We start from the raw sequence: 20,593 nt of genomic DNA, 5'->3' as shown, positions 1-20,593 counted from the left end.
GCTCGATCCGGCTCGCCCGCTCGACGATGCCGATTGTCGTTCGACCTGCCCCTCGCAGGCCCCCGCCCAATCTCAGCGGGCCGACCAGATCAGCGTCGCCATCCGACCGGTCGCGCCGTCGCGTCGGAAGGAATAGAAACGCTCCGGCGCCGCCACCGTGCACAGCCCGCCCCCGAACACGCGTGTGACGCCCGCGCATGCAAGCCGCAATCGCGCCAGCCCATAAATATCAGCTTGATATTTACCCTCTTTCGCCTTCGGCGTAAACATGCGCGCGGATTCGGCATGCCGCGAGACAAAAGCCTCGCGGACATCGGCACCGACTTCGAAGTGTTCCGGGCCAATCGCCGGGCCCATCCAGGCCAGCAGATCGCCCGGCTCAGCCGCCATCGCGGCAACGGTCGCTTCCAGCACGCCCGCCGCCAACCCACGCCACCCCGCATGCGCCGCGGCCCAACAGGTGCCGCATGTATCACATAGCACCACCGGCAGACAGTCGGCGGTGAGCACGGCCGGCACGCGGTTGGCGCGGGACGTTACGGCGGCGTCCGCCGGACCGGCATGACCGGCATCCAGGTCGGCCACCGTCGTGCCGTGGACCTGTGTCAGCCAGGACGGCTCGGCCGGCAGTGCAAGTGCGGTGGCCAGGCGCGCACGATTGTCATTCACGGCGCGCGCGGTATCGTCGGTATGCGCGCCGAGGTTGAGGCTGGCGAATGGCGGGGCACTCGCCCCGCCCGTGCGCAAGGTGGTTCCGGCACGGATATGGCCGGGGGCAGGCCAGTCCGCAGCCAGGAAATCGCGCATCGGGTTCACTGGCCGTGCTCCGCCGCGTCCGCAGCCAGGGCGGCGAGCAGACGCTCGAAATCGGCCGGCCGCGGCGCGCTCCATTGCATGGCCTCCCCGGTTGCCGGGTGGGTCAGCCCCAGGGTCGCCGCATGCAGGGCCTGACGCCGGAACCCGCGCAGCGCCTCGGCGAACCCGTCACTGGATTCCTTGGGCACGCTGAGCCGGCGGCCATAGACCGGGTCGCCCAGCAGCGGATAACGAGCGTACGCCAGATGCACGCGGATCTGGTGCGTGCGCCCGGTCTCGAGCTGGCAACGAATATGGGTATGTGCACGGTAGCGCGTGATCACGCGGTAGTGGGTCACCGCCTCCCGCCCGGCCTCGCGCACGGCCATCTTCTTGCGATCCACCGGGTGGCGATCGATGGGCGCATCGACATGTCCGCCGGCCGTCATCACGCCCACCGCCACGGCTTCGTACTCACGCTTGACCGTGCGCTCGGCCAGATCGTCGACCAGCTGCTTGTGCGCGGCAAAGGTCTTGGCCACCACGAGGATGCCGGAGGTGTCCTTATCCAGCCGGTGCACGATGCCGGCGCGCGGCAGCGCCGCTAACGACGCGTCGTGGGCGACCAGGGCATTCTGCAGCGTGCCGTCGCGATTGCCGGCGCCCGGATGCATGACCAGCCCGGCCGGCTTGTTGAGCACCAGGATCGCGTCGTCCTCGTGGATGATGTCGAGCGCAATGCGCTCCGGCGCCACCTCGGCGTCGTGCGGCTCGTCCGGCACGGCGAGGCGCACGATCTCGCCGCCGGCCACGGCGGTCTTGGGCGCGGGCGAGGCGCCGTCGACCGTGAGGTCACCGCCGGTCAGCCACTGCTTGAGCCGCGAACGCGAATAGTCGGGCAACAGGTCGGCGAGCGTCTTGTCCAGGCGCGTGCCGGCATATTCGGCGGGAATGGTCAGCTCGATGCGCGCATCGGCCGCGTGGTTATTCATGGTCAGCCCCGTCATGCCGGTTCAAGCGGCCGCCGGCGCGGGGCCGCGGTTCGCATTCGTATGACTCATTCGCGGGTTCATAGGTATACTTCGGCCTTGTTTTGCATATCAAAAACGCGCGGTTGTCACGCGCTTCGGGGCTCGCATGCGAAAAATCGTTCTCGCGCTGGGCGTGATCGTCACCTTGGTGATGGCCGGCTGCGCCTCCGACAAGGGGATCGACGAAACCGGTTACAGCAAGAAACCACTGACCGACCGCCAGGGGCACAAGCTCAAATCGGCGGACGCGAAGCGGCTCTACAAGTCGGCGCGCGATTTTCTCATGCACGGGCAGCCCAGCCAGGCGCTGCCATTGTACGCGGAGGTAAGCGCCCGGTTCCCGTTTTCCAAATATGCGCCGCAATCGGAGCTGGAAACGGTTACCGCGCACTACGACGCGCATGACTACGAGCAGGCCGTGGATGCCGCCGATCGCTTTATCAAGCAGCATCCGCGCAATCCGCATATCGACTATGTCTACTACATGCGCGGACTGTCGAACTATGCGCGCAACAATCCGGGCCTGCTGGGCTCGAATCCGGACAAGCGCAACGTGCAGTATCTCAAGCAGGCATTCAACGATTTCAGCCTGCTGCTGAAGAACTATCCGAACAGCGATTACGCCAAGGATGCGCAGCTACACATGATCAATATCCGCAATCGTGTCGCAGCGCACGACCTGCATATCGCGGAGTACTACTACAAACGCCGCGCCTACGTGGCCTCCAGCCGCCGCGCCGCGGGCATCGTCAAGCACTATCAGGGCTCGGACTCGGTGCCGCGCGCACTGGAGATCATGGAGCAATCCTACGCCAAGCTGAACCTGCCCGATCTGGCCGAGGACACCCGCGCCGTTCTGCAGGTCTCTTATCCGAACTACCTGCTCCATCGCAAGGAATTCTATCGCCAGCAGGCCGGCGACAAGCCGGACTATAAACTGCCGGACATGGGCGCCCCGCCGACCGTCGGCAAGAAATCGGCCAATGGCGGCGGCTCCTCTAGCCAGCAGGATAGCGATAACGGCTGACACGTTCAGCCCGGCACGAAAAAAGCCGCGCGGGATAACCGGCGCGGCTTTTTTTGGCCTGATTACCGCTCGCGTCTACAGGTCGCCGTAGACCGCGGTAATCGGATAGCGGCGGTCACGGCCGAAGGCGCGATGGGTCACCTTCGGCCCGGGGGCTGCCTGCCGGCGCTTGTATTCATTACGCCGGATCAACCCGGCGGCCTGGCGCACGTCGTCTTCGGCAAAGCCGCGCGCGACGATATCCTCGATCGAGGCGCCGTCCTCGACGTAGGCCTCGATGATCGGATCGAGCACATCATATTCCGGCAGGGTGTCGGTATCGGCCTGATCGTCGCGCAGCTCGGCCGAGGGCGGACGGGTGATCACGCGGGCCGGGATGACTTCGCCGCGGGTGTTGCGGAATTTCGCCAGACGATAGACCCAGGTCTTGTAGACATCCTTGAGCGGCGCGAACCCGCCGCACATGTCGCCGTATAGCGTGGCATAGCCCACCGCCATCTCCGACTTGTTGCCGGTGGCGAGCACGACATGCCCGAACTTGTTCGACATCGACATCAACAGGGCGCCGCGAATGCGTGATTGCAGATTCTCCTCCGCGGTATCGGCCGCGCGATCGCCGAAGATGGGGCCGAGCGTTTCCAGCAGCGCGGCAAACCCCTTCTCGATCGGCACTTCGTCGTAGCGGGCGCCCATGCGCTCGGCCTGGTCGGCGGCGTCCACATTGCTGATGTCGGCGGTATAGCGCGACGGCATGGACACGGCCCAGACCCGGTCGCCACCGAGCGCATCGGCGGCCACGGCCAGCGCGAGTGCCGAATCGATGCCGCCGGAGGAGCCGATCAATGCGCCGGGAAAACCGTTGCGATCGACATAATCGCGCGTCGCGCGCACCAGCGCGTCGTAGATCAAGGCTTCCGGGCTCGGCAGCTCGGCGATCTCCCCGCTGGCGTTGGCCGGCGACCAATCGACGCCGAACACGCCGGCCTCGAAGGCCGGCGCGCGCGCGATGATCCCCCCCTGGGCATCGACCGCGCAGGAGCGTCCGTCGAAGACCAGTTCATCCTGACCGCCCACGCTGTTGATATAGCAGATCGCCAGACCGTTGGTCTGCGCCCGTCGGGCCAGCAACGCCTCGCGTTCGCTCTGTTTGTCGACATGAAATGGCGAGGCGTTGAGATTGACCAGAATGTCGGCGCCGGCCGCTGCGGCTTGTGCCGTCGGACCTTCTTCCCAGAGATCCTCGCAGATGGTCACGCCGACCCGATGGCCGGCCAGCTCGAACACACAGGCCGTGTCACCCGGCTCGTAGTGACGGCGATCGTCGAACACACCGTAATTGGGCAGGCACTGCTTACGATAATTGCCGATGCGCTGGCCATCGCGAACGACGACGGCGGCGTTATAGATCGCATCGTCCACATACTCGGGATAACCGATTACGACGGTGATGCCCGAAAGCTCACGCGTCAGCCGCTCGATCGCCGCATCGATCGCCGACGGCAACCCGCGGCGCAGCAGCAGATCGTCCGGCGGGTAACCCAGCAGCGCCAGCTCGGGCGTGACCAAGATATCCGCCCCGTCGCGATCGCGCGCGGCCTCGGCAGCCTGAATGATCTGGCGGGCATTGCCGTCGATGTCCCCGACCCATACGTTGAGCTGGGCCATGGCCACGCGTAGCGAAGAATCGCTCATTGTCAGTCCTCTATCCCTCGGTGGGCTCGGGGACCGCATCCCCGCTGTCGCCGGCATGTTTGGGCAGATTGTCCGCGATATCAAGCACGCGCTGGTTGTAGAACAGATGCGCGACCGGTTTCACCGCATCCGGCAGGCGCCCGCCGGCGGCGTCGCGAAAGCGTTCGTTGGGAATCACGATCTCCCCGCGCCGGTTGCGCCCATGCATCAACCGGCCGCAGTGTGAGCAGTGGTAGCGCCACATGCGCCGGCCGGCCAACCGATGCCCGATCAGCGTCGCATCGTCCGAGACCGTGCGTTTGACCGATTCATTGGGCCAGGCACTGGCCGACAGTACTTCCACGCCGTAGAGCTTGCGACAGCTCTCACAGTGGCAGAACGTGCTGCGGCTCGGTTCGCCGCGCGCGACCAGGCGGGTCGCGCCGCAGTCGCAGGATAATTCGTAGACGGTCGCCAAGGAAAAAGCTCCGTATGGGCATCGGACCGTGCAGGTCTGGGGCCACCGGCCCGGCGCCGCCCCACCGATCCGTACCGAAATAACAGGCCGCTTATTCTACCGATCACTGCGTGCCGTGGCTGCAACAGCAAGTCGGGGCGTTACCCGTCGATCGCTTAGTTTTTAAGACATTTGTCCGCAGATCGACGCAGATACACGCAGATCGCGGTTGATCATTGAGAGCGCCGGATCGGTCGCGGGCGCGACAAACCGCCCGAGCTTCGATCGTTGATGAATTCTCAATCTATCGGTTCCGGCCGACTCGGTCGCCGATTAGCGCCTTGAATCATCTATGCCACGGAAATAAAACCGTATCTGCGTGTATCTGCGTCGATCTGCGGACCGTTTTCTTCGCGGAACGAAGCCCGGAAAAAGTCGTGCAGGTCGGATTAGCGCAGCGTAATCCGACATGGACGCCTATCCGCGAGTGGGGTGCGGTCGGCCATGTCGGCTTACGGCCTGCGGCCTAAGCCGACCTACGTCTGCTAATCGGCTACGGAGCAGAACTAAACTCGTAACTCGAATGATTCGGTTGGGAACCAAGCGCATACAGTCGTTCGCGCCACGATCGAATCAGCGCCACTGACGACTAACCGCCATCTGCGTACATCGGTGTGAATCTGTGGACCCTTGCTTCGCGCAACGAAGCCCGGAAAAAGCAACAGCGCCCGGCGCCAGCCGCGCGCAACACCGGCCCGCCATTGGCCTCATTCGCGTTCATTTGCGGGCTGGCCTGTCTGAGCGCGCCACGAAAACAGATCGGGGACACAAAAAAGCCGGCACCGCAGCATGCGATGCCGGCTCGATAGGCGGAAGCGCCCGGGCGATCAGCCCAGAACTTCTTCCATCTTGGTGCCGATTTCGGCGGTGGAGCGCACCGTGGCGACACCGGCGGCTTCGAGTGCGGCGAACTTGTCGTCCGCTGTGCCCTTGCCACCGGAGATGATGGCACCGGCATGGCCCATGCGCTTGCCGGGGGGCGCGGTCACACCTGCGATGTAAGCCACGACCGGCTTTTTCATGTGGTGCTTGATGAACTCGGCCGCCTCTTCCTCGGCAGTGCCGCCGATTTCGCCGACCATGACCACGCCTTCGGTCTGCGGGTCGTTCTCGAACATTTCGAGCACGTCGGTGAAGTCCAGGCCGTGGATCGGGTCGCCGCCGATGCCGACACAGGTCGACTGACCGAGACCGTTGTGGGTGGTCTGGAACACGGCTTCATAGGTGAGCGTGCCGGACCTGGAGACAATGCCGATCTTGCCCTTCTGGTGAATATGCGCCGGCATGATGCCGATCTTGCACTCGCCCGGGGTGATCACGCCGGGGCAGTTCGGGCCGATCAGCACCGAGTCGGAGTCATCGAGTGCGGCGCGCACGCGCAGCATGTCGAGCACCGGGATGTGCTCGGTGATGCAGATAATGGTCTTGATGCCGGCATCGGCGGCCTCGAGGATCGCGTCGGCGGCGAACGGGGCCGGGACGTAGATCATCGTGGCGTTGGCGCCGGTTTCACGAACCGCGTCGGCGCAGGTGTTGAACACCGGCAGATCGAGATGGGTCTCCCCGCCGCGGCCGGGCGTGACGCCGCCCACGATGTTCGTGCCGTACTCGATGCACTGCTTGGAGTGAAAGGTGCCCTGGCTGCCGGTGAAGCCCTGGACGATCAGCTTGGTGTCGGAATTGACGAGAATGCTCATGTCTTAAAATCCTGCTCGGTAAATCCTGGGACGATCGATGACGGGCCGGGGCCTAGCCGCGGGCCTCGGCGACCACCTTCTTGGCCGCGTCGGTCAAATCCTGCGCGGCGATGAGGTCGTATTCGGATTCGTCCAGCAGCTTGCGGCCTTCCTCGGCGTTGGTGCCTTCCAGGCGCACCACGACGGGCACGTTGATGCCGACGTCCTTGGCTGCGGTGATGATGCCTTCGGCGATCAGATCGCAACGCACGATGCCGCCGAAGATGTTGACCAGAATGGCCTTGACGCCTTCACCGGCGGTGATCAGCTTGAACGCCTCGGTCACGCGTTCGGTGGTGGCGCCGCCGCCGACGTCCAGGAAGTTGGCCGGCTCGCCGCCGTGCAGCTTGACCAGGTCCATGGTGCCCATGGCCAGGCCGGCGCCGTTGACCATGCAGCCGATGTTGCCGTCGAGCTGGATGTAGTTGAGATCGTGCTCGGCGGCCTGGGCCTCGCGCTCATTCTCCTGGGTGATGTCGCGCATGTCGGCGAATTCCTTGTGCCGGAACAGCGCGTTGTCGTCGAAGTTGAGCTTGCCGTCGAGCGCGACCAGGCCGCCGTCGCCGGTGGTGACCAGCGGGTTGATCTCGACCAGCGAGGCGTCGGTTTCCATGAACATGTCGTACAGGCCCTTCATGACCTTGACGAATTCGCCGACCTGTTTCTTGTCCAGTCCGAGGAAGAAACCGAGTTGACGCCCCTGGTAGGCCTGGAAGCCGGCCGCCGGGTGGATGGCGATCTGGGTGATCTTCTCCGGCGTGGATTCGGCGACTTCCTCGATGTCCATGCCGCCTTCCGGCGAGGCGATGAAGGTGACGCGGCGGGTGGCACGGTCGACCAGCACCGACAGATACAGTTCGTTCTGGATATCGGCGGGCTTTTCCACATAGACCGCATTGATCGGCAGTGCTACGCCGCCGGACTGGTGCGTGGTCAGGGTCGAGCCGATCATCTCGGACGCAACTTTCTTGACCTCGTCCACGCTGTCGACCAGCTTCACGCCACCGGCCTTGCCACGCCCGCCGGCATGGACCTGGGCCTTGACCACCCAGCGTTCGCCGCCGAGTTCCTTGGCCACCGACACGGCTTCATCGGCCGAGCGGGCGACCTTGCCCTCGCCGGCCGGCACGCCGAAGCGTGCGAAGATTTCCTTGGCCTGATATTCGTGAACGTTCATGGGATCGCCTCGATTGCAAACAAACTGAAAAACGTAAGAAAGCGGCGCGCATTGTCGCGTCTTGCGGCACCGATCACAACTTGGTCCCGGCATACGGCACGGGCGCATCGCCGCCCACCCCGACCATGAATCGCTCGTGACCGGCGCACGGCTTGGGTATGCTGCAGGGGTGGGGACGACAACAACGCCAAGGTCATGGCCCGCCTGATTCTGATTTTATGCGCCATCGGCGCCGTCTGGCTCGTGCTGCGTCGCGCGCTGCCGCGCCGTCCGGTGGATGATAAGGCCGACAAGCGCGCCGCGTTCACGCCGACCGTGCGTTGCCATGTTTGCGGCGCTTACCTGGATCGGCGCCTGGCCCGTCACGATACCCGGGGCTATTGCTGCCAGAGCCACGACGAAAGCGCATGAATCGGGACGCTCGGCGCGCGCACGTCGTGCATACGGGCACGACCTGGCGGTCCGCGGTCACCTTGTCGTTCTATCGCAGTGCGATCGCCTTCGGCCTGGTCGCCACTCTCAGCGCCGCCGATGGCCATGGCCTGTTCGCGCCCGACTTTCCCAGCCTGTTCCGCGCTGTCTGCCTGACCTATCTGGCACTGGCGGCATGTCTGGCCGGGGCCGCGCTGGTGCACTGGCCCGGGCTGGCGGTGCACCTGTTCGTCCAGATCCTGGTGGATGTGGTGATGATCGTGCTGGCGAGCTTCAGCGGCAACGGCGCCTCGGGCGGGCTGGCGATGCTGCTGCTGGCACCCTTGGCCGCCGCCGGCATTCTGCTGCCGTCGCGCCTGTCCGGACTGCTCGCCGCGCTCGCGGCGCTGGGCTTGATCGGCCAGGAGATTCTGCGGCACTGGCAGCTCGCCGACGCCCATACCGATTTCGTTCAAGCCGGCATTCTCGGGGCGTTGTACTTCGCCACCGTCTTCGTGGCCTACGGCCTGGCCCGCCGTATCCGGGTCAGCGATGCATCGGCGGCCAGCCATGCCAGCCAGGCGCGCGACATGGCCGAATTGAACCGGCGCATCATCGATCGCATGCAGACCGGCGCCATCGTCGTCGACGCGAACGACCGGATTCAGATTCTCAACCACGCCGCGTTGGAACTGCTCGACTACTCCGACGCCGAATCGCCCCCGGCAACGCTCACCGACCTGCCGCCGACCTTGACCGAAACACTCGCCACCTGGCGCAGTCGGCATGCCATCCCGCCGCTGATCGAGGTGGCCGGGCGTCCGTTGCAGCCGCAGTTCTCGGCGCTGGGTGGCGACGAGACGCCGACCCTGATCTTTCTCGACGACGCGCGGCGCGCCAGCGAGCAGGCGCAGCAGATGAAGCTGATGTCGCTCGGACGGCTGACCGCGAGCATCGCCCATGAGATCCGCAATCCACTCGGCGCAATCAGTCACGCCGAGCAGCTGCTGGCCGAGTCACCGCGACTGGGCGCGGACGACCGCCGGCTGCTGGCCATGATCCATCGCCATTGTCAGCGCATCGATCGCATCATCTCGGACGTGCTGGGTCTGGCCCGGCGCTCCGCGCAACAACCGCGCATCCTGGAACTGGCCGCCTGGGTACCCGAGATGGTCGCCGATTATCGCGAGACCCGCGACGACCCGCCGCAGTTCTCGCAAATGGGCGACTGGCCATTCCACCGCGTACGTTTCGATCCGAGTCAGTTGCGCCAGGTTCTGTTCAGTCTCTGGGACAACAGCAACCGGCATGCGCGGCGTGATCGCGCGCCTCGGATCGAGCTCCGCGCGCACATCGACGCCAACCGCAATCTGGTGCTGGATATCGTCGATGACGGGCCCGGGATCGCCCCCGATCTGCTGGATCGCATCCTCGAACCGTTCTTCACCACCGCGGCCGACGGCACCGGCCTCGGGCTGCACATCGCGCGTGAGCTCTGCGAGGCCAACGGCGCCCGCCTCATCCCAATGAACCACGCGCGCGGGGCCTGCTTTCGTATATTGTTGCCCCGCACGATTGATGAGGACCCGAATTCATGAACGCCGCAGCCCAGAACGCCGCACGCGCTCTGATCGTCGACGACGAGGCCGACATCCGCGAGCTTCTGGAAATCACGCTCGGCCGGATGGGCATCGAAACCGTGGCGGTCGCCGATCTCACCACGGCCCGGCGCCGATTCGACGACCAACACTTCGATCTGTGTCTGACCGACATGCGCCTGCCCGACGGCGAAGGCATCGAACTGGTCCGACACATCAATGACCGGGCCAAGAGCTGCCCGGTGGCCGTGATCACCGCCTACGGCAGCGCCGAGGCGGCCGTAGCCAGCCTCAAGGCGGGCGCCTTCGATTTCGTCTCCAAGCCGATCGATGTCGCCGGGCTGCGGGCCCTGGTCGCCCAGGCGCTCAAGCTGGCCGGGCTCGATCACGACGCCCCGCCCCACCCCTCGCTGGATGTCTCGCCCCGGCTGGTCGGTCAGACCGAGACGATGGCGCGCCTGCGCGAGACCATCGCCAAGCTGGCGCGCAGCCAGGCGCCAGTCTATATCACGGGCGAATCCGGTACCGGCAAGGAACTGGTGGCGCGCATGATCCATGCCGAGGGTCCGCGCGTGAACGGTGCGTTCGTGCCGGTGAACTGCGGCGCGATTCCGGCGGCACTGATGGAATCGGAATTCTTCGGCTACCTGCGCGGCGCGTTCACGGGCGCGACACGCGACACACCGGGGCTGTTCGCGCGCGCGGACGGCGGCACGCTGTTTCTCGACGAGATCGCCGATCTCCCGCTGGCGATGCAGGTCAAGCTGCTGCGCGCGATCCAGGAGCGCTCGATCCGGCCGGTGGGCGCAACCATGGAAACAGCGGTCGACGTTCGTGTCGTGAGTGCCAGCCATCGCGATCTGTCGATCGAAGTGGCGCGGGGCCGTTTTCGCGAGGATCTTTACTACCGGCTGAATGTCATCGAGGTAAAGGTGCCGCCGCTACGCGAGCGTACGGACGACATTCCAGCGCTTTCCGACCGTATCCTCGCCGGCCTGGCACGCAAGATGCGGCTCGAGCGCACGCCCCGGCTGACCGACGAGGCACTCGCTGCGCTGCTGCGCTACAACTTTCCCGGCAATATCCGGGAGCTGGAAAACATTCTGGAACGCGCCGTGACCCTGGCCGAATCGCCACTGATCGAGCGCGAGTACCTGCGGCTGCACTCACCACTGGCCGATGCCGTGGCCTCGAATCCGGCCGACATAGTGCTCGACGAATCCGTCGATCTGGAAAGCCAGCTCGAGGCCCTGGAGCGCGAGCGCATTCAAAGCGCGCTGGAGGCCTGCCGTTACAACAAGACCAAGGCCGCGCAGCGGCTGGGTATCACGTTCCGGGCACTGCGCTATCGCCTGGCCAAACTGGGCATGGAATAGCCGGGCCACATCCGGCAGCGAAGAGGCCTCATGGCAGAAACACGCACCGAAAACCATACGTTCTTCTGGATCGGCACCGACCGCAACGGCACCCGGGTCAAGGGCCAGACCGAGGGCCCGAACGAGGCCATGGTGCGCGCCACGCTGCGCCGCCAGAACATCAACCCGTTGCGCGTACGCAAGCAGACAAAACTGTTCGGCATCGGCGGCAAGCGCAAGAAGAAGATCAAGGCCGGCGATATCGCGATTCTCTCGCGCCAGCTCGCCACCATGCTGGGCGCCGGGGTGCCGCTGGTGCAGTCGCTGGACATCGTGGCCAAGGGCGCCTCGAATCCGAGTCTGGCCGAGTTGGTCAACGCCATCGGCGAGGACATCGAATCGGGGCTGCCGCTGGCCGAGGCGTTATCCCGTCATCCGCGTTATTTCGACGAACTGTTCGTGAACCTGGTCGCGGCCGGCGAGCGCTCCGGCACGCTTGAGGATCTACTCGACAAGATCGCCACCTACAAGGAAAAGACCGAGGCGATCAAGACCAAGGTACGCAAGGCCCTGTTCTATCCGACCGCGGTGATCATCGTGGCCATCATCGTCATGGGCATTCTGCTGTATTTCGTGGTACCGCAGTTCCAGTCGCTGTTTCGCGGCTTCGGCGCGGATCTGCCGGCATTTACGCTGATGGTGATCGGATTGTCGGAAACCGTGCAGCATTGGTGGTGGCTGATTCTCGCCGTCGTGTTCGGCGCCGGCTACGGTTTCGTGATCGCGCGCCGACGATCGCGACGATTCCGGCGCGCACTCGATCGCGTGCTGCTGCGTGCGCCCGTGGTCGGCTCGATCGTCGACAACGCCGCCGTCGCCCGCTTTTCCCGCACACTGGCCACGATGTTCGCGGCGGGCGTGCCACTGGTTGAGGCACTGGATTCGGTCGCCCGTGCCGCGGGCAACGTGGCCTTCGAGGAAGCGATCCACCAGATGCGCGGGCAGGTGGAATCCGGCCAGCGCCTGGAGCTCGCCATGGCCAACACCGGCCGGTTCCCGAGCATGGCGCATCAAATGATCAAGATCGGCGAAGAAGCCGGCGCCCTGGATGCCATGTGCGGCCGCGTGGCCGATTTCTACGAGTCGGAGGTGGATGCCCAGGTGGACGGCCTGTCTTCCCTGCTCGAGCCGATGATCATGGCGGTCATCGGCGTGCTGGTGGGCGGGCTCGTGATTGCCATGTATCTGCCCATCTTCAAGCTCGGGTCGGTGGTCTGATGGGGCCGGCTGGCTTGCCGCCCGCATTCGTCTATATTGCGGTCGCCGTTATCGGACTGGTCGTCGGCAGCTTCCTCAACGTGGTGATTCGGCGCCTGCCGACCATGATGGAAGCACACTGGCGCCGCGATGCCGCGGACATCCTCGAACTGCCCGGGCCCGAGCCGCAGCCGGCGCGCTTCGATCTGGCGGTGCCGCGCTCGCATTGCCCGCACTGCCAAACGCCGATCAGGGCCAGGCATAACTTGCCGGTCGTCGGCTATCTCATGCTGCGCGGGCGTTGTGCGGCCTGTGGTGCGCGGATTTCGTTGCAGTATCCGGCCATCGAGACGGCTGCAGCGCTGCTGGCCGTGCTCGCGGTCGCACGCTTCGGCGCGACCGCCTGGGGCGGCTGCATGGTCGCCGTGTCCTGGACACTGCTGACCCTGGCCGCGATCGATTTCCGTACCCAACTGCTGCCGGATGCGCTGACCCTGCCGCTGCTCTGGGCGGGCTTGCTGGTCAGCGTGGCGCAGCTGGCGCCGACCGCACCCGGGCCGGCTGATGCCATCGTCGGCGCGGCAGCCGGCTACGGGGTGCTGTGGACGGTGTTCCAGGGGTTTCGTCTGGCTACGGGCAAGATCGGCATGGGCCACGGCGACTTCAAGCTCGCGGCCGCGCTCGGCGCATGGCTGGGCTGGGCGCAACTACCGCTCGCCCTGCTGGCCGCGTCGCTGGGTGGCGCGCTGGTCGGCGGCGCGCTGATCGCCTCGGGGCGGCTATCGCGGGGCAGCGCCATGCCGTTCGGCCCGTGGTTGGCATTCGGCGGCTGGCTGGCACTGGTCGCAGGCGATACAATCCTGCACGCCTATTTGACGCTTTCGGGATTGCGCTAGTGCCTGTGCTCGACGCTAACGGTCATCGGCGACAGATTGATGACAAAACGGCCGCCGGCCGCAACTTCGTTCGAACCGCTCGTGGAGACCGGGTATGAGTCGTAAACTTCGTGTCGGCCTGACCGGCGGCATTGCCAGCGGCAAATCCGTGGTGGCATCGGCCTTCGAACGCCTCGGCGTGACCATCATCGACGCCGATACCGTCGCCCGCGAAATCGTGGCGCCCGGGCAACCCGCGCTGGACGAGATTGTGTCGCGATTCGGCGCGGACATCGTGGACGAGGCGGGCCGGCTCAAGCGTCACACCCTGCGCCGTATCGTGTTCGACGACGCCGCCGCCCGCAGCGATCTCGAAGCCATCACCCATCCGCGCATTCGCAGCGAATTGGCGCGCCAGAGCGATGCCGTGGATTCCGGGTATTGCATCCTCGTGGTGCCCCTGCTGGTCAAATCGCGCATGCTGAACCTGGTCGACCGTGTGCTCGTCATCGATGCCCCGGAGCCGGTTCAACTGGAACGCCTGAAGGGGCGCGACGAAATCGACGACAGCCTGGCGCGCAAGATGATCGCGGCGCAGGAATCGCGCGCGGAGCGGCTGGAATACGCCGACGACGTGCTCATCAACACCGGGCCGCGCAAGGACATCGCCGACCTTGCCGCCGCCCTGCATGCCGGCTACCAACGTCTGGCCCGCGGCGAGATCACCGACCTGCCGCCGCTGCACCTGCCGGGGTAAGCAAGCCTGCTGTCGCCGGTGCGATCCCGGCCGCGGCTTTGCGCCGCGGCCCCGGCAGCATAGACTTGTCGTCGACATTTGGACACGGGAGGCCCGCGTGACCGATGACGGCGTGCTCTGTTACGAACAACCGCTCAATGAACGGATACGCACCTTCCTGCGCGTCGAGCACCTGACCGCCCGCCTGCGCCACCACTGCGCCGACACGAGCGCCTGGGGCCGCCGTGCCACGCTGGATGCACTGCTCGATATCCTGAACGTCATGTCGCGTCACGATATCCGCGGCCAGGTGAGCAAGGAACTCGAACTGCGCCGCACGAATCTGTCCCAGCTGAGCGAGCGAGAGGATATCGATCAGAGCGCGCTCACCGGTATTCTGACGAAATTGGACACGATCGCGCGCGAGATGGCGCAGATTCCACCGCAGTTCGCCTCCTATCAACTGCGCGACAACGAACTGCTCAACAGCCTCAACAACCGCCATGCCATCCCGGGCGGCACCTGCAGCTTCGATCTACCGGCCTACCATCACTGGCTGGCCCAGGACGACGAGGCCATCGATGCCGATATTGCGCGCTGGTTCCAGCGTGTGGAACCGGTCGAGCGCGGCGTGCAATTGCTCTTGCGACTGTTGCGCGACAGCGCCGAGCCGACCGTCGAGGTCGCCGAGCGCGGCGTACTCGTGCACAACACGGCCACCGGCACGCAGATGATCCGCGTATTACTGGACGACCCGGGCGTATTTCCCGAGATCAGCGGCGGGCGGCACCGGGCCACCGTGCGTTTCATGCGCTACCAGGACAGCCAACTGCACTTGCGACAGACCGAACACAGCGTCACCTTCCGCATGGCGTGCTGCCGGTTCTAAGGGTTGCATACGCGCGCGCCGTGTCGACGCCTCTATGCCGCCGCACCGCCAATCGCCGATGGCGCGCTGACGCGGCGCTCGGCACGCCTTGCCGGGCCGGTGCTCGCCCAGCCCTGGGCAACGCCGGGTTCCCATGGCCGGGTTTTGTTCGCTACGCTTTCCGCCATGAATACGAAACAACACGTTCCCTGCCCCCAGTGCGGCGAACCGGTCGACATGACGCCGCAGAATGCCTACCGGCCGTTCTGTTCGCGTCGCTGCAAGCTCATCGACCTGGGGGACTGGCTCGACGAATCCAACCGGATTCCCGGGCGGGACGGCTCGGCCGATACGACATCGCTGCCGCTCGCCGGTTACGGCCAGGACGAACCCACGCATTGAAGGCATGCAGAAACCGCGGCGGCGAGGCCGGGCACAACAAATAGCCGGTCGCGCGGCGTTCAGGCGTCCGCCGCCCCCGGCCACAGCCCGCGGATGGCGGCAATGCCCTGCGCGTTGTGTGCCAGCGCATCGCCCTCGTCGGCGATCTCGAGGCCGCCGAGCGCATACACGGGCAAGGCGCGGTCCTCGCGCTGGTTTTCGAACCCGGGCCAGCCCAGCGGCTCGGCCTGGCGATGCGTCGTGGTTACCGCGACCGGTGAGAGGCTGGCGAAATCCGCACCCGCCGCGATCGCGGCATCGAGTTCCGAGGCCTCATGGGCCGAGGCCGCGAACCAGAGCTCGCGTGCCACGGGCCGTCGCCGGGCGGCGGCGATGCGCGCCGCGCTCCAGTGCAGACCATCGGCGCCGAGCGTATCCACCATATCCGCATCGCGATCGAGCAATACCAGCGCGCCGTGGCGATGCGCACGCGCAATCACCGCGCCAGCCAGCCGCGCATAGCGCGTATCCGACAGATCCGGATCGCGCAGGCGCAACAGCCGCGTTCCTCGCCGCAGCGCTTCGTCGAGCGCGGCGAACCAGGCATCGCGATCGGCACCGGTCAGACGCGGCGTGATCAGATAATGCCGCGGCAGCGCCAGCGCGGCCAGGATGACATCCGTCGCCGGCAAAAGCCGGATCTCGTCGAGCGCGTCGCGCGCGACCCAGCGCACGATCTGCCCCTCGCGCCCGCCCGGCTCGCCGGTCCAGGCATGGATCCGCCACACATGCAGGCGGACCGGGCGTGGGCCGCGATCGTGGGCGAAACGGATCAGCGGCTCACCGCGCAGATCGGTCACCCCGATCTCTTCGGCCAGCTCGCGGGTCAGACAATCGAATAGCGTCTCCCCGGCCTCGCGCTTGCCGCCGGGGAATTCCCAGTAGCCGGCACCGGGGGTATCGGGCCGGCGTTGTGCGATCAGGACCCGGCCCTGCGCATCGACCAGCACACCGACCGCGATATCCAGTACATCGCTCGCTTCGGATGTCATCTCAGCTTCGATACTCGGCGTTGATGCGAACGTAATCGTAGGACAGATCGGACGTCCAGACCGTGGCCGCGGCATCGCCCCGCCCGAGCCCGATGTGTACCGTGAACTCGGCCCGGCTCATCACCTCGGCGGCATCGGCTTCGCGATAGTCGGGCCGCGGCTGGCCGCCGGCCACGATGGCCACGTCGTCCAGCGCGATCGCCACACCGTCGATGGCCAGATCCGCGACCGGCGCCCGCCCCACAGCCGCCAGAATACGGCCCCAATTGGGATCACCGGCGAACGCCGCCGTCTTGAACAACGGCGAATGCGCGACGGTGAACGCCACGGCGCGCGCTTCGTCCACGCTGTTCGCCCCATCGACTGCGAGCGTGATGAAGCGCGTGGCGCCCTCGGCATCGCGCACGATGGCACAGGCCAGTTCGGTCATGAGATCGCGCAGCGCGTCGACGAAGGCGGTCCAGCCCGGTCGACGACGATCGAGCGCGACCCCGGCGCCCGTCGCGCACAGCATGGCTGCGTCGTTGGTCGAGGTATCGCCGTCGACCGTAATGCTGTTGAACGATACCCCCACGGCTTCGCGCAGTGCGGCGTCGAGATCCGGCCCCGGGACGGCCGCATCGGTGGCGACAAACGCCAGCATGGTGGCCATGTCCGGCCGGATCATGCCGGAACCCTTGGCGATGCCGGTCAGGGTCACGATGCCACCGTCGAGCGCCAGCTGCCGGCTCGCCCCCTTGGACACGGTGTCCGTGGTCATGATCGCGCGCGCGGCTGAGCGCCAGCCATCTTCGGTCGACGCCTCGGCTAGGCCCGTAATCACCGGCTCGATGCGGGACATCGGCAGTCTCTGCCCGATCACGCCGGTCGAGAACGGCAACACCTGCTCGGCCGCTACGCCCAGCGAATCCGCCACGCGCTGGCAGCAGGCCAGCGCGTCGGCCTCGCCGGGACGCCCGGTGCCGGCATTGGCGTTACCGCTGTTGATCAGTAGCGCGCGCGGCGCTGTCGCGGCCATGTGCCGGCGGGCCAGCACCACGGGGGCGGCCGCGAACACATTCCGCGTGAACACGCCGGCCACGGTCGCGCCCTCGTCGAGCACGAGCAGCGCCAGGTCGTCCCCGCCCGGCTTTTTAATGGCAGCGTCCGCAGTCGCCCAACGCACGCCGGTGATCGGGACCAGCGCCCCGGGCTCGGAAAGATTGACAGCCATGGTCAGCGCTCGCGGGTCAACAGTGGCGCGAAAAAACAGGGCGTGGCGTCATGCATCGCGGCCATGACAGTGCTTGTATTTCTTTCCGGAGCCACACGGGCAGGTTTCGTTACGGCCGATCTTACGACCGTCGCGAACGAAGGTATCCGGCCGCAATGGCTCGTCTTCGCCCGCCGCCGGACCGGCGCCAGCCGGTTGGCCGGAACCCGGCAGGTTGGCCTGGGCTGCGGACTCGAGCTCGATGTCGGGCGGGGCAGCGCCGGCAGCGGCCTGCGCCTGGGCGACGGCCTGTTCGGCGGCCGACGCGGCCTCTTCGTGCTGGAACTGCAGATCCGCCATCTGACGCCGCCGGTCCTCGCGCGCTTCCTCGGTAATCTGGCTGTCGACGCGACCGCGCGCAAGCACCGTCACGACCTCGTGCTTCAAGCGCGTGAGCATGTTGTTGAACATCTCGAACGCTTCGCGCTTGTACTCGTTCTTCGGGTCCTTCTGGGCATAGCCGCGCAGATGGATGCCCTTGCGCAGGTAGTCCATCGCGGCCAGATGTTCGCGCCAGAGCGAATCGAGCACCTGGAGCACCACAGCCTTTTCGATCTGGGCCATATTCTCCGCGCCCGCGGCCTCGCGCTTTTCTTCGTAGGCCGCCTTGAGGCGCTCGCTGATGCGCTCACGCAGGCCCTCTTCGTCGAGATGATCCTCCTCGTCGAGCCATTTCTGGACCGGCAGTTCCGCGCCGAAATCACGCTCGATGGCCTGTTCCAGGCCTTCGACATCCCACTGTTCCTCGAGGCTGGCCGGCGGGATGTATTCCGAGATCGCCTCGTCGACCACATCCGCCCAGATATTCTCGACCAGATCCGAGATGTCCTCGGCATCCATGATCTCGTTGCGCTGCTCGTAGACGACCTGGCGCTGGTCGTTGGCGACGTTGTCGTATTCCAGCAGCTGCTTGCGGATATCGAAGTGATGACGCTCGACTTTCTGCTGCGCATTCTCGATCGCCCGCGTCACCCACTTGTGCTCGATCGCCTCGCCCTCTTCGAGCCCGAGGTTCTGCAGCATGGAGCGCAGTCGCGGCGGCGTGAAGATGCGCATCAGGCTGTCTTCCAGCGACAGATAGAAGCGCGACGCACCCGGATCGCCCTGACGGCCGGAGCGGCCGCGCAGCTGGTTGTCGACGCGCCGCGATTCGTGCCGTTCGGAGCCGATGACATACAGGCCGCCGGCCTCGATTACCGCTTCGTGCGTTTTCTGCCATTCGTCGCGCAGATGCTGGCGGCCGGCTTCGTCGTCCTCATCCAGCGCTTCGATGGCTTCCTCGATATTGCCGCCGAGCACGATATCGGTACCCCGGCCGGCCATGTTGGTGGCAATGGTCACCGCGCCCGGACGCCCCGCCTGGGCAATGATCTCGGCCTCGCGCTCGTGCTGTTTGGCGTTCAATACCTCGTGCCGAATGCCGCGCTGCTTGAGCAATTGCGAGAGCACTTCCGAGGCATCGATCGACGCGGTGCCCATCAGCACCGGCTGGCCGCCCTGGCTGGCACGCTGGGCCTCGTCGGCGATCGCTTCGAACTTCTCGCGCCCGGTCATGTAGATCTGGTCCGGCAGATCCTTGCGCTGCAGGGGGCGGTTGGTGGGAATGACCACCACTTCCAGGTCGTAGATGGACTGGAACTCGAAGGCTTCGGTATCGGCCGTGCCGGTCATGCCGGCGAGCTTGTCGTACAACCGGAAGAAATTCTGGAAGGTGATCGAAGCGAGGGTCTGGTTCTCTTTCTGGATCGGCACGCCTTCCTTGGCCTCGATCGCCTGGTGCAGGCCGTCCGACCAGCGCCGTCCGGGCATGGTCCGCCCGGTGAATTCATCGACGATGACCACTTCATCGTCGGCGATGATGTATTCGATGTTCTTGGTATACAGCGCGTGCGCCCGCAGGGCCGCATTCATGTGATGCATGAGGGCGACGTTGTTGGCGTCGTAGAGTGACTCGTCCTCGGCCAGCAGGCCGGCTTCGCGCATCAGGTTTTCGACCTTCTGGTGACCCTCCTCGGTGAGATGAACCTGCTTGTTCTTCTCTTCCTTGGCATAGTCACCGGGGCCATCCTCTTCTTCCTGCTCGGTGAGATGCTTGACCAGTTTGTCGACGCGCTGGGAGGTCTCCGGGTCGTCGTCGGTCGGGCCGGAAATGATCAACGGCGTGCGCGCTTCGTCGATGAGAATCGAGTCGACCTCGTCGATGATGCAATAATTGAGCTTGCGCTGAACCCGGTCCTCCGGCGTGAAGGCCATGTTGTCGCGCAGGTAATCGAAGCCGAATTCGTTATTCGTGCCGTAGGTGATGTCGCAGGCGTAGGCGGCCCGCTTGGATTCGGTGTCCTGGCCCGAATAGATCACGCCGACGCTCAAGCCGAGGAAACGATATAGCCGGCCCATCCACTCGGCGTCGCGCGAGGCCAGATAGTCGTTGACCGTGATGATGTGCACGCCCTTGCCCTCGAGCGCGTTCAGGTACGTGGTCAGCGTGGCGACCAGCGTCTTGCCCTCGCCGGTCTTCATCTCGGCGATCTTGCCCTGGTGCAATACTTGACCACCGACCAATTGCACGTCGAAATGACGCATGCCGAGCACACGCTTGGCGGCCTCGCGCACCACGGCGAAGGCGTCCTCCAGGAGGTCGTCGAGGCTCGCCCCGTCTGCCAGCCGCTGGCGGAACGCCTCGGTCTTGGCCGCCAGCTGCTCGTCTGACACCCCCTCGAAGTCGGCCTCACGGGCATTGATGGCATCGACGACCTTGCGCATGCGCTTGACGACGCGCTGGTTGCGACTGCCGATCAGTTTGGTCAGAAAATTGCTCATGAACCCTCGTGGTCTGGCCCGGCCGGCGGCCGAC

The 20,593-nt window shown here is 65.7% G+C and carries 18 protein-coding genes; 9 read left to right on the top strand and 9 right to left on the bottom strand.

Going from position 1 to position 20,593, the window contains the following annotated elements:
- Positions 1-72 precede the first annotated feature (72 nt).
- Together pgeF and rluD are read right to left on the bottom strand one after the other, a co-directional pair.
- A complete protein-coding gene (gene pgeF / locus SALB1_RS11530) occupies positions 73-807 on the bottom strand; it encodes a peptidoglycan editing factor PgeF (protein WP_109994007.1) in 735 nt (244 codons plus the stop codon).
- 5 nt (positions 808-812) lie between these two features.
- Entirely contained in the window at positions 813-1,787 is a 975-nt protein-coding gene (rluD, locus tag SALB1_RS11525) for a 23S rRNA pseudouridine(1911/1915/1917) synthase RluD (protein WP_109995399.1), read from the bottom strand.
- A gap of 145 nt (positions 1,788-1,932) precedes the next feature.
- On the opposite strand from rluD, the gene SALB1_RS11520 reads away from it, so the two are divergent.
- On the top strand, positions 1,933-2,853 hold the full coding sequence (locus SALB1_RS11520) for an outer membrane protein assembly factor BamD (protein ID WP_109994006.1): 921 nt from the start codon (positions 1,933-1,935) through the stop codon (positions 2,851-2,853).
- Between the two features lie 75 nt (positions 2,854-2,928).
- On the opposite strand, the gene SALB1_RS11515 is transcribed toward SALB1_RS11520, so the two are convergent.
- The 4 genes from SALB1_RS11515 to sucC form a co-directional block, all read right to left on the bottom strand.
- Positions 2,929-4,545 (bottom strand): NAD+ synthase, encoded by a 1,617-nt coding sequence (locus SALB1_RS11515; RefSeq protein WP_109994005.1) that lies wholly within the window; start codon positions 4,543-4,545, stop codon positions 2,929-2,931.
- Positions 4,546-4,555: 10 nt separating this feature from the next.
- The gene (locus SALB1_RS11510; protein WP_158590719.1) at positions 4,556-5,002 is read right to left on the bottom strand and encodes a GFA family protein; all 447 of its coding nucleotides are present in this window, start codon (positions 5,000-5,002) and stop codon (positions 4,556-4,558) included.
- Between the two features lie 866 nt (positions 5,003-5,868).
- Positions 5,869-6,738, bottom strand: coding sequence for a succinate--CoA ligase subunit alpha (gene sucD, locus SALB1_RS11505; protein ID WP_109994003.1), 870 nt, complete (start codon positions 6,736-6,738; stop codon positions 5,869-5,871).
- Positions 6,739-6,790: 52 nt separating this feature from the next.
- Positions 6,791-7,954 (bottom strand): ADP-forming succinate--CoA ligase subunit beta, encoded by a 1,164-nt coding sequence (sucC, locus tag SALB1_RS11500; protein ID WP_109994002.1) that lies wholly within the window; start codon positions 7,952-7,954, stop codon positions 6,791-6,793.
- 195 nt (positions 7,955-8,149) lie between these two features.
- On the opposite strand from sucC, the gene SALB1_RS11495 reads away from it, so the two are divergent.
- The 8 genes from SALB1_RS11495 to SALB1_RS11460 all read left to right on the top strand — a co-directional run bounded on the left by SALB1_RS11495 (position 8,150) and on the right by SALB1_RS11460 (position 15,456).
- Positions 8,150-8,365 (top strand): hypothetical protein, encoded by a 216-nt coding sequence (locus SALB1_RS11495; protein WP_109994001.1) that lies wholly within the window; start codon positions 8,150-8,152, stop codon positions 8,363-8,365.
- The gene (locus SALB1_RS11490) at positions 8,362-9,963 is read left to right on the top strand and encodes a PAS domain-containing sensor histidine kinase (protein ID WP_109994000.1); all 1,602 of its coding nucleotides are present in this window, start codon (positions 8,362-8,364) and stop codon (positions 9,961-9,963) included. Before SALB1_RS11495 ends, SALB1_RS11490 begins: the two co-directional genes overlap by 4 nt.
- Entirely contained in the window at positions 9,960-11,339 is a 1,380-nt protein-coding gene (locus SALB1_RS11485) for a sigma-54 dependent transcriptional regulator (RefSeq protein WP_109993999.1), read from the top strand. The genes SALB1_RS11490 and SALB1_RS11485 overlap by 4 nt, the downstream gene beginning before the upstream one ends.
- A gap of 30 nt (positions 11,340-11,369) precedes the next feature.
- A complete protein-coding gene (locus SALB1_RS11480) occupies positions 11,370-12,596 on the top strand; it encodes a type II secretion system F family protein (RefSeq protein WP_109993998.1) in 1,227 nt (408 codons plus the stop codon).
- Entirely contained in the window at positions 12,596-13,471 is an 876-nt protein-coding gene (locus SALB1_RS11475) for an A24 family peptidase (protein ID WP_109993997.1), read from the top strand. Before SALB1_RS11480 ends, SALB1_RS11475 begins: the two co-directional genes overlap by 1 nt.
- A 94-nt stretch (positions 13,472-13,565) precedes the next feature.
- Positions 13,566-14,207: a dephospho-CoA kinase gene (gene coaE / locus SALB1_RS11470; protein ID WP_109993996.1), complete on the top strand. Its 642-nt coding sequence runs from the start codon at positions 13,566-13,568 to the stop codon at positions 14,205-14,207.
- A 97-nt stretch (positions 14,208-14,304) separates the two neighbouring features.
- On the top strand, positions 14,305-15,075 hold the full coding sequence (gene zapD, locus SALB1_RS11465; RefSeq protein WP_158590718.1) for a cell division protein ZapD: 771 nt from the start codon (positions 14,305-14,307) through the stop codon (positions 15,073-15,075).
- Between the two features lie 165 nt (positions 15,076-15,240).
- Positions 15,241-15,456, top strand: coding sequence for a DNA gyrase inhibitor YacG (locus SALB1_RS11460; RefSeq protein WP_109993994.1), 216 nt, complete (start codon positions 15,241-15,243; stop codon positions 15,454-15,456).
- A gap of 59 nt (positions 15,457-15,515) precedes the next feature.
- Here SALB1_RS11460 and SALB1_RS11455 read toward each other — a convergent pair whose 3' ends face one another.
- From SALB1_RS11455 to secA, 3 genes are read right to left on the bottom strand one after another with little or no spacing between them, the layout of a single operon-like run.
- On the bottom strand, positions 15,516-16,487 hold the full coding sequence (locus SALB1_RS11455) for a Nudix family hydrolase (RefSeq protein WP_158590717.1): 972 nt from the start codon (positions 16,485-16,487) through the stop codon (positions 15,516-15,518).
- A 1-nt stretch (position 16,488) separates the two neighbouring features.
- Positions 16,489-17,700: a bifunctional glutamate N-acetyltransferase/amino-acid acetyltransferase ArgJ gene (gene argJ / locus SALB1_RS11450; protein WP_109993992.1), complete on the bottom strand. Its 1,212-nt coding sequence runs from the start codon at positions 17,698-17,700 to the stop codon at positions 16,489-16,491.
- A gap of 48 nt (positions 17,701-17,748) precedes the next feature.
- Positions 17,749-20,559: a preprotein translocase subunit SecA gene (gene secA, locus SALB1_RS11445; RefSeq protein ID WP_109995398.1), complete on the bottom strand. Its 2,811-nt coding sequence runs from the start codon at positions 20,557-20,559 to the stop codon at positions 17,749-17,751.
- Positions 20,560-20,593: the final 34 nt, after the last annotated feature.

Source organism: Salinisphaera sp. LB1, assembly GCF_003177035.1.
In the GTDB taxonomy this organism is placed as follows: Bacteria; Pseudomonadota; Gammaproteobacteria; order Nevskiales; family Salinisphaeraceae; genus Salinisphaera.
This window is presented reverse-complemented; position numbering and strand designations above follow the sequence as displayed.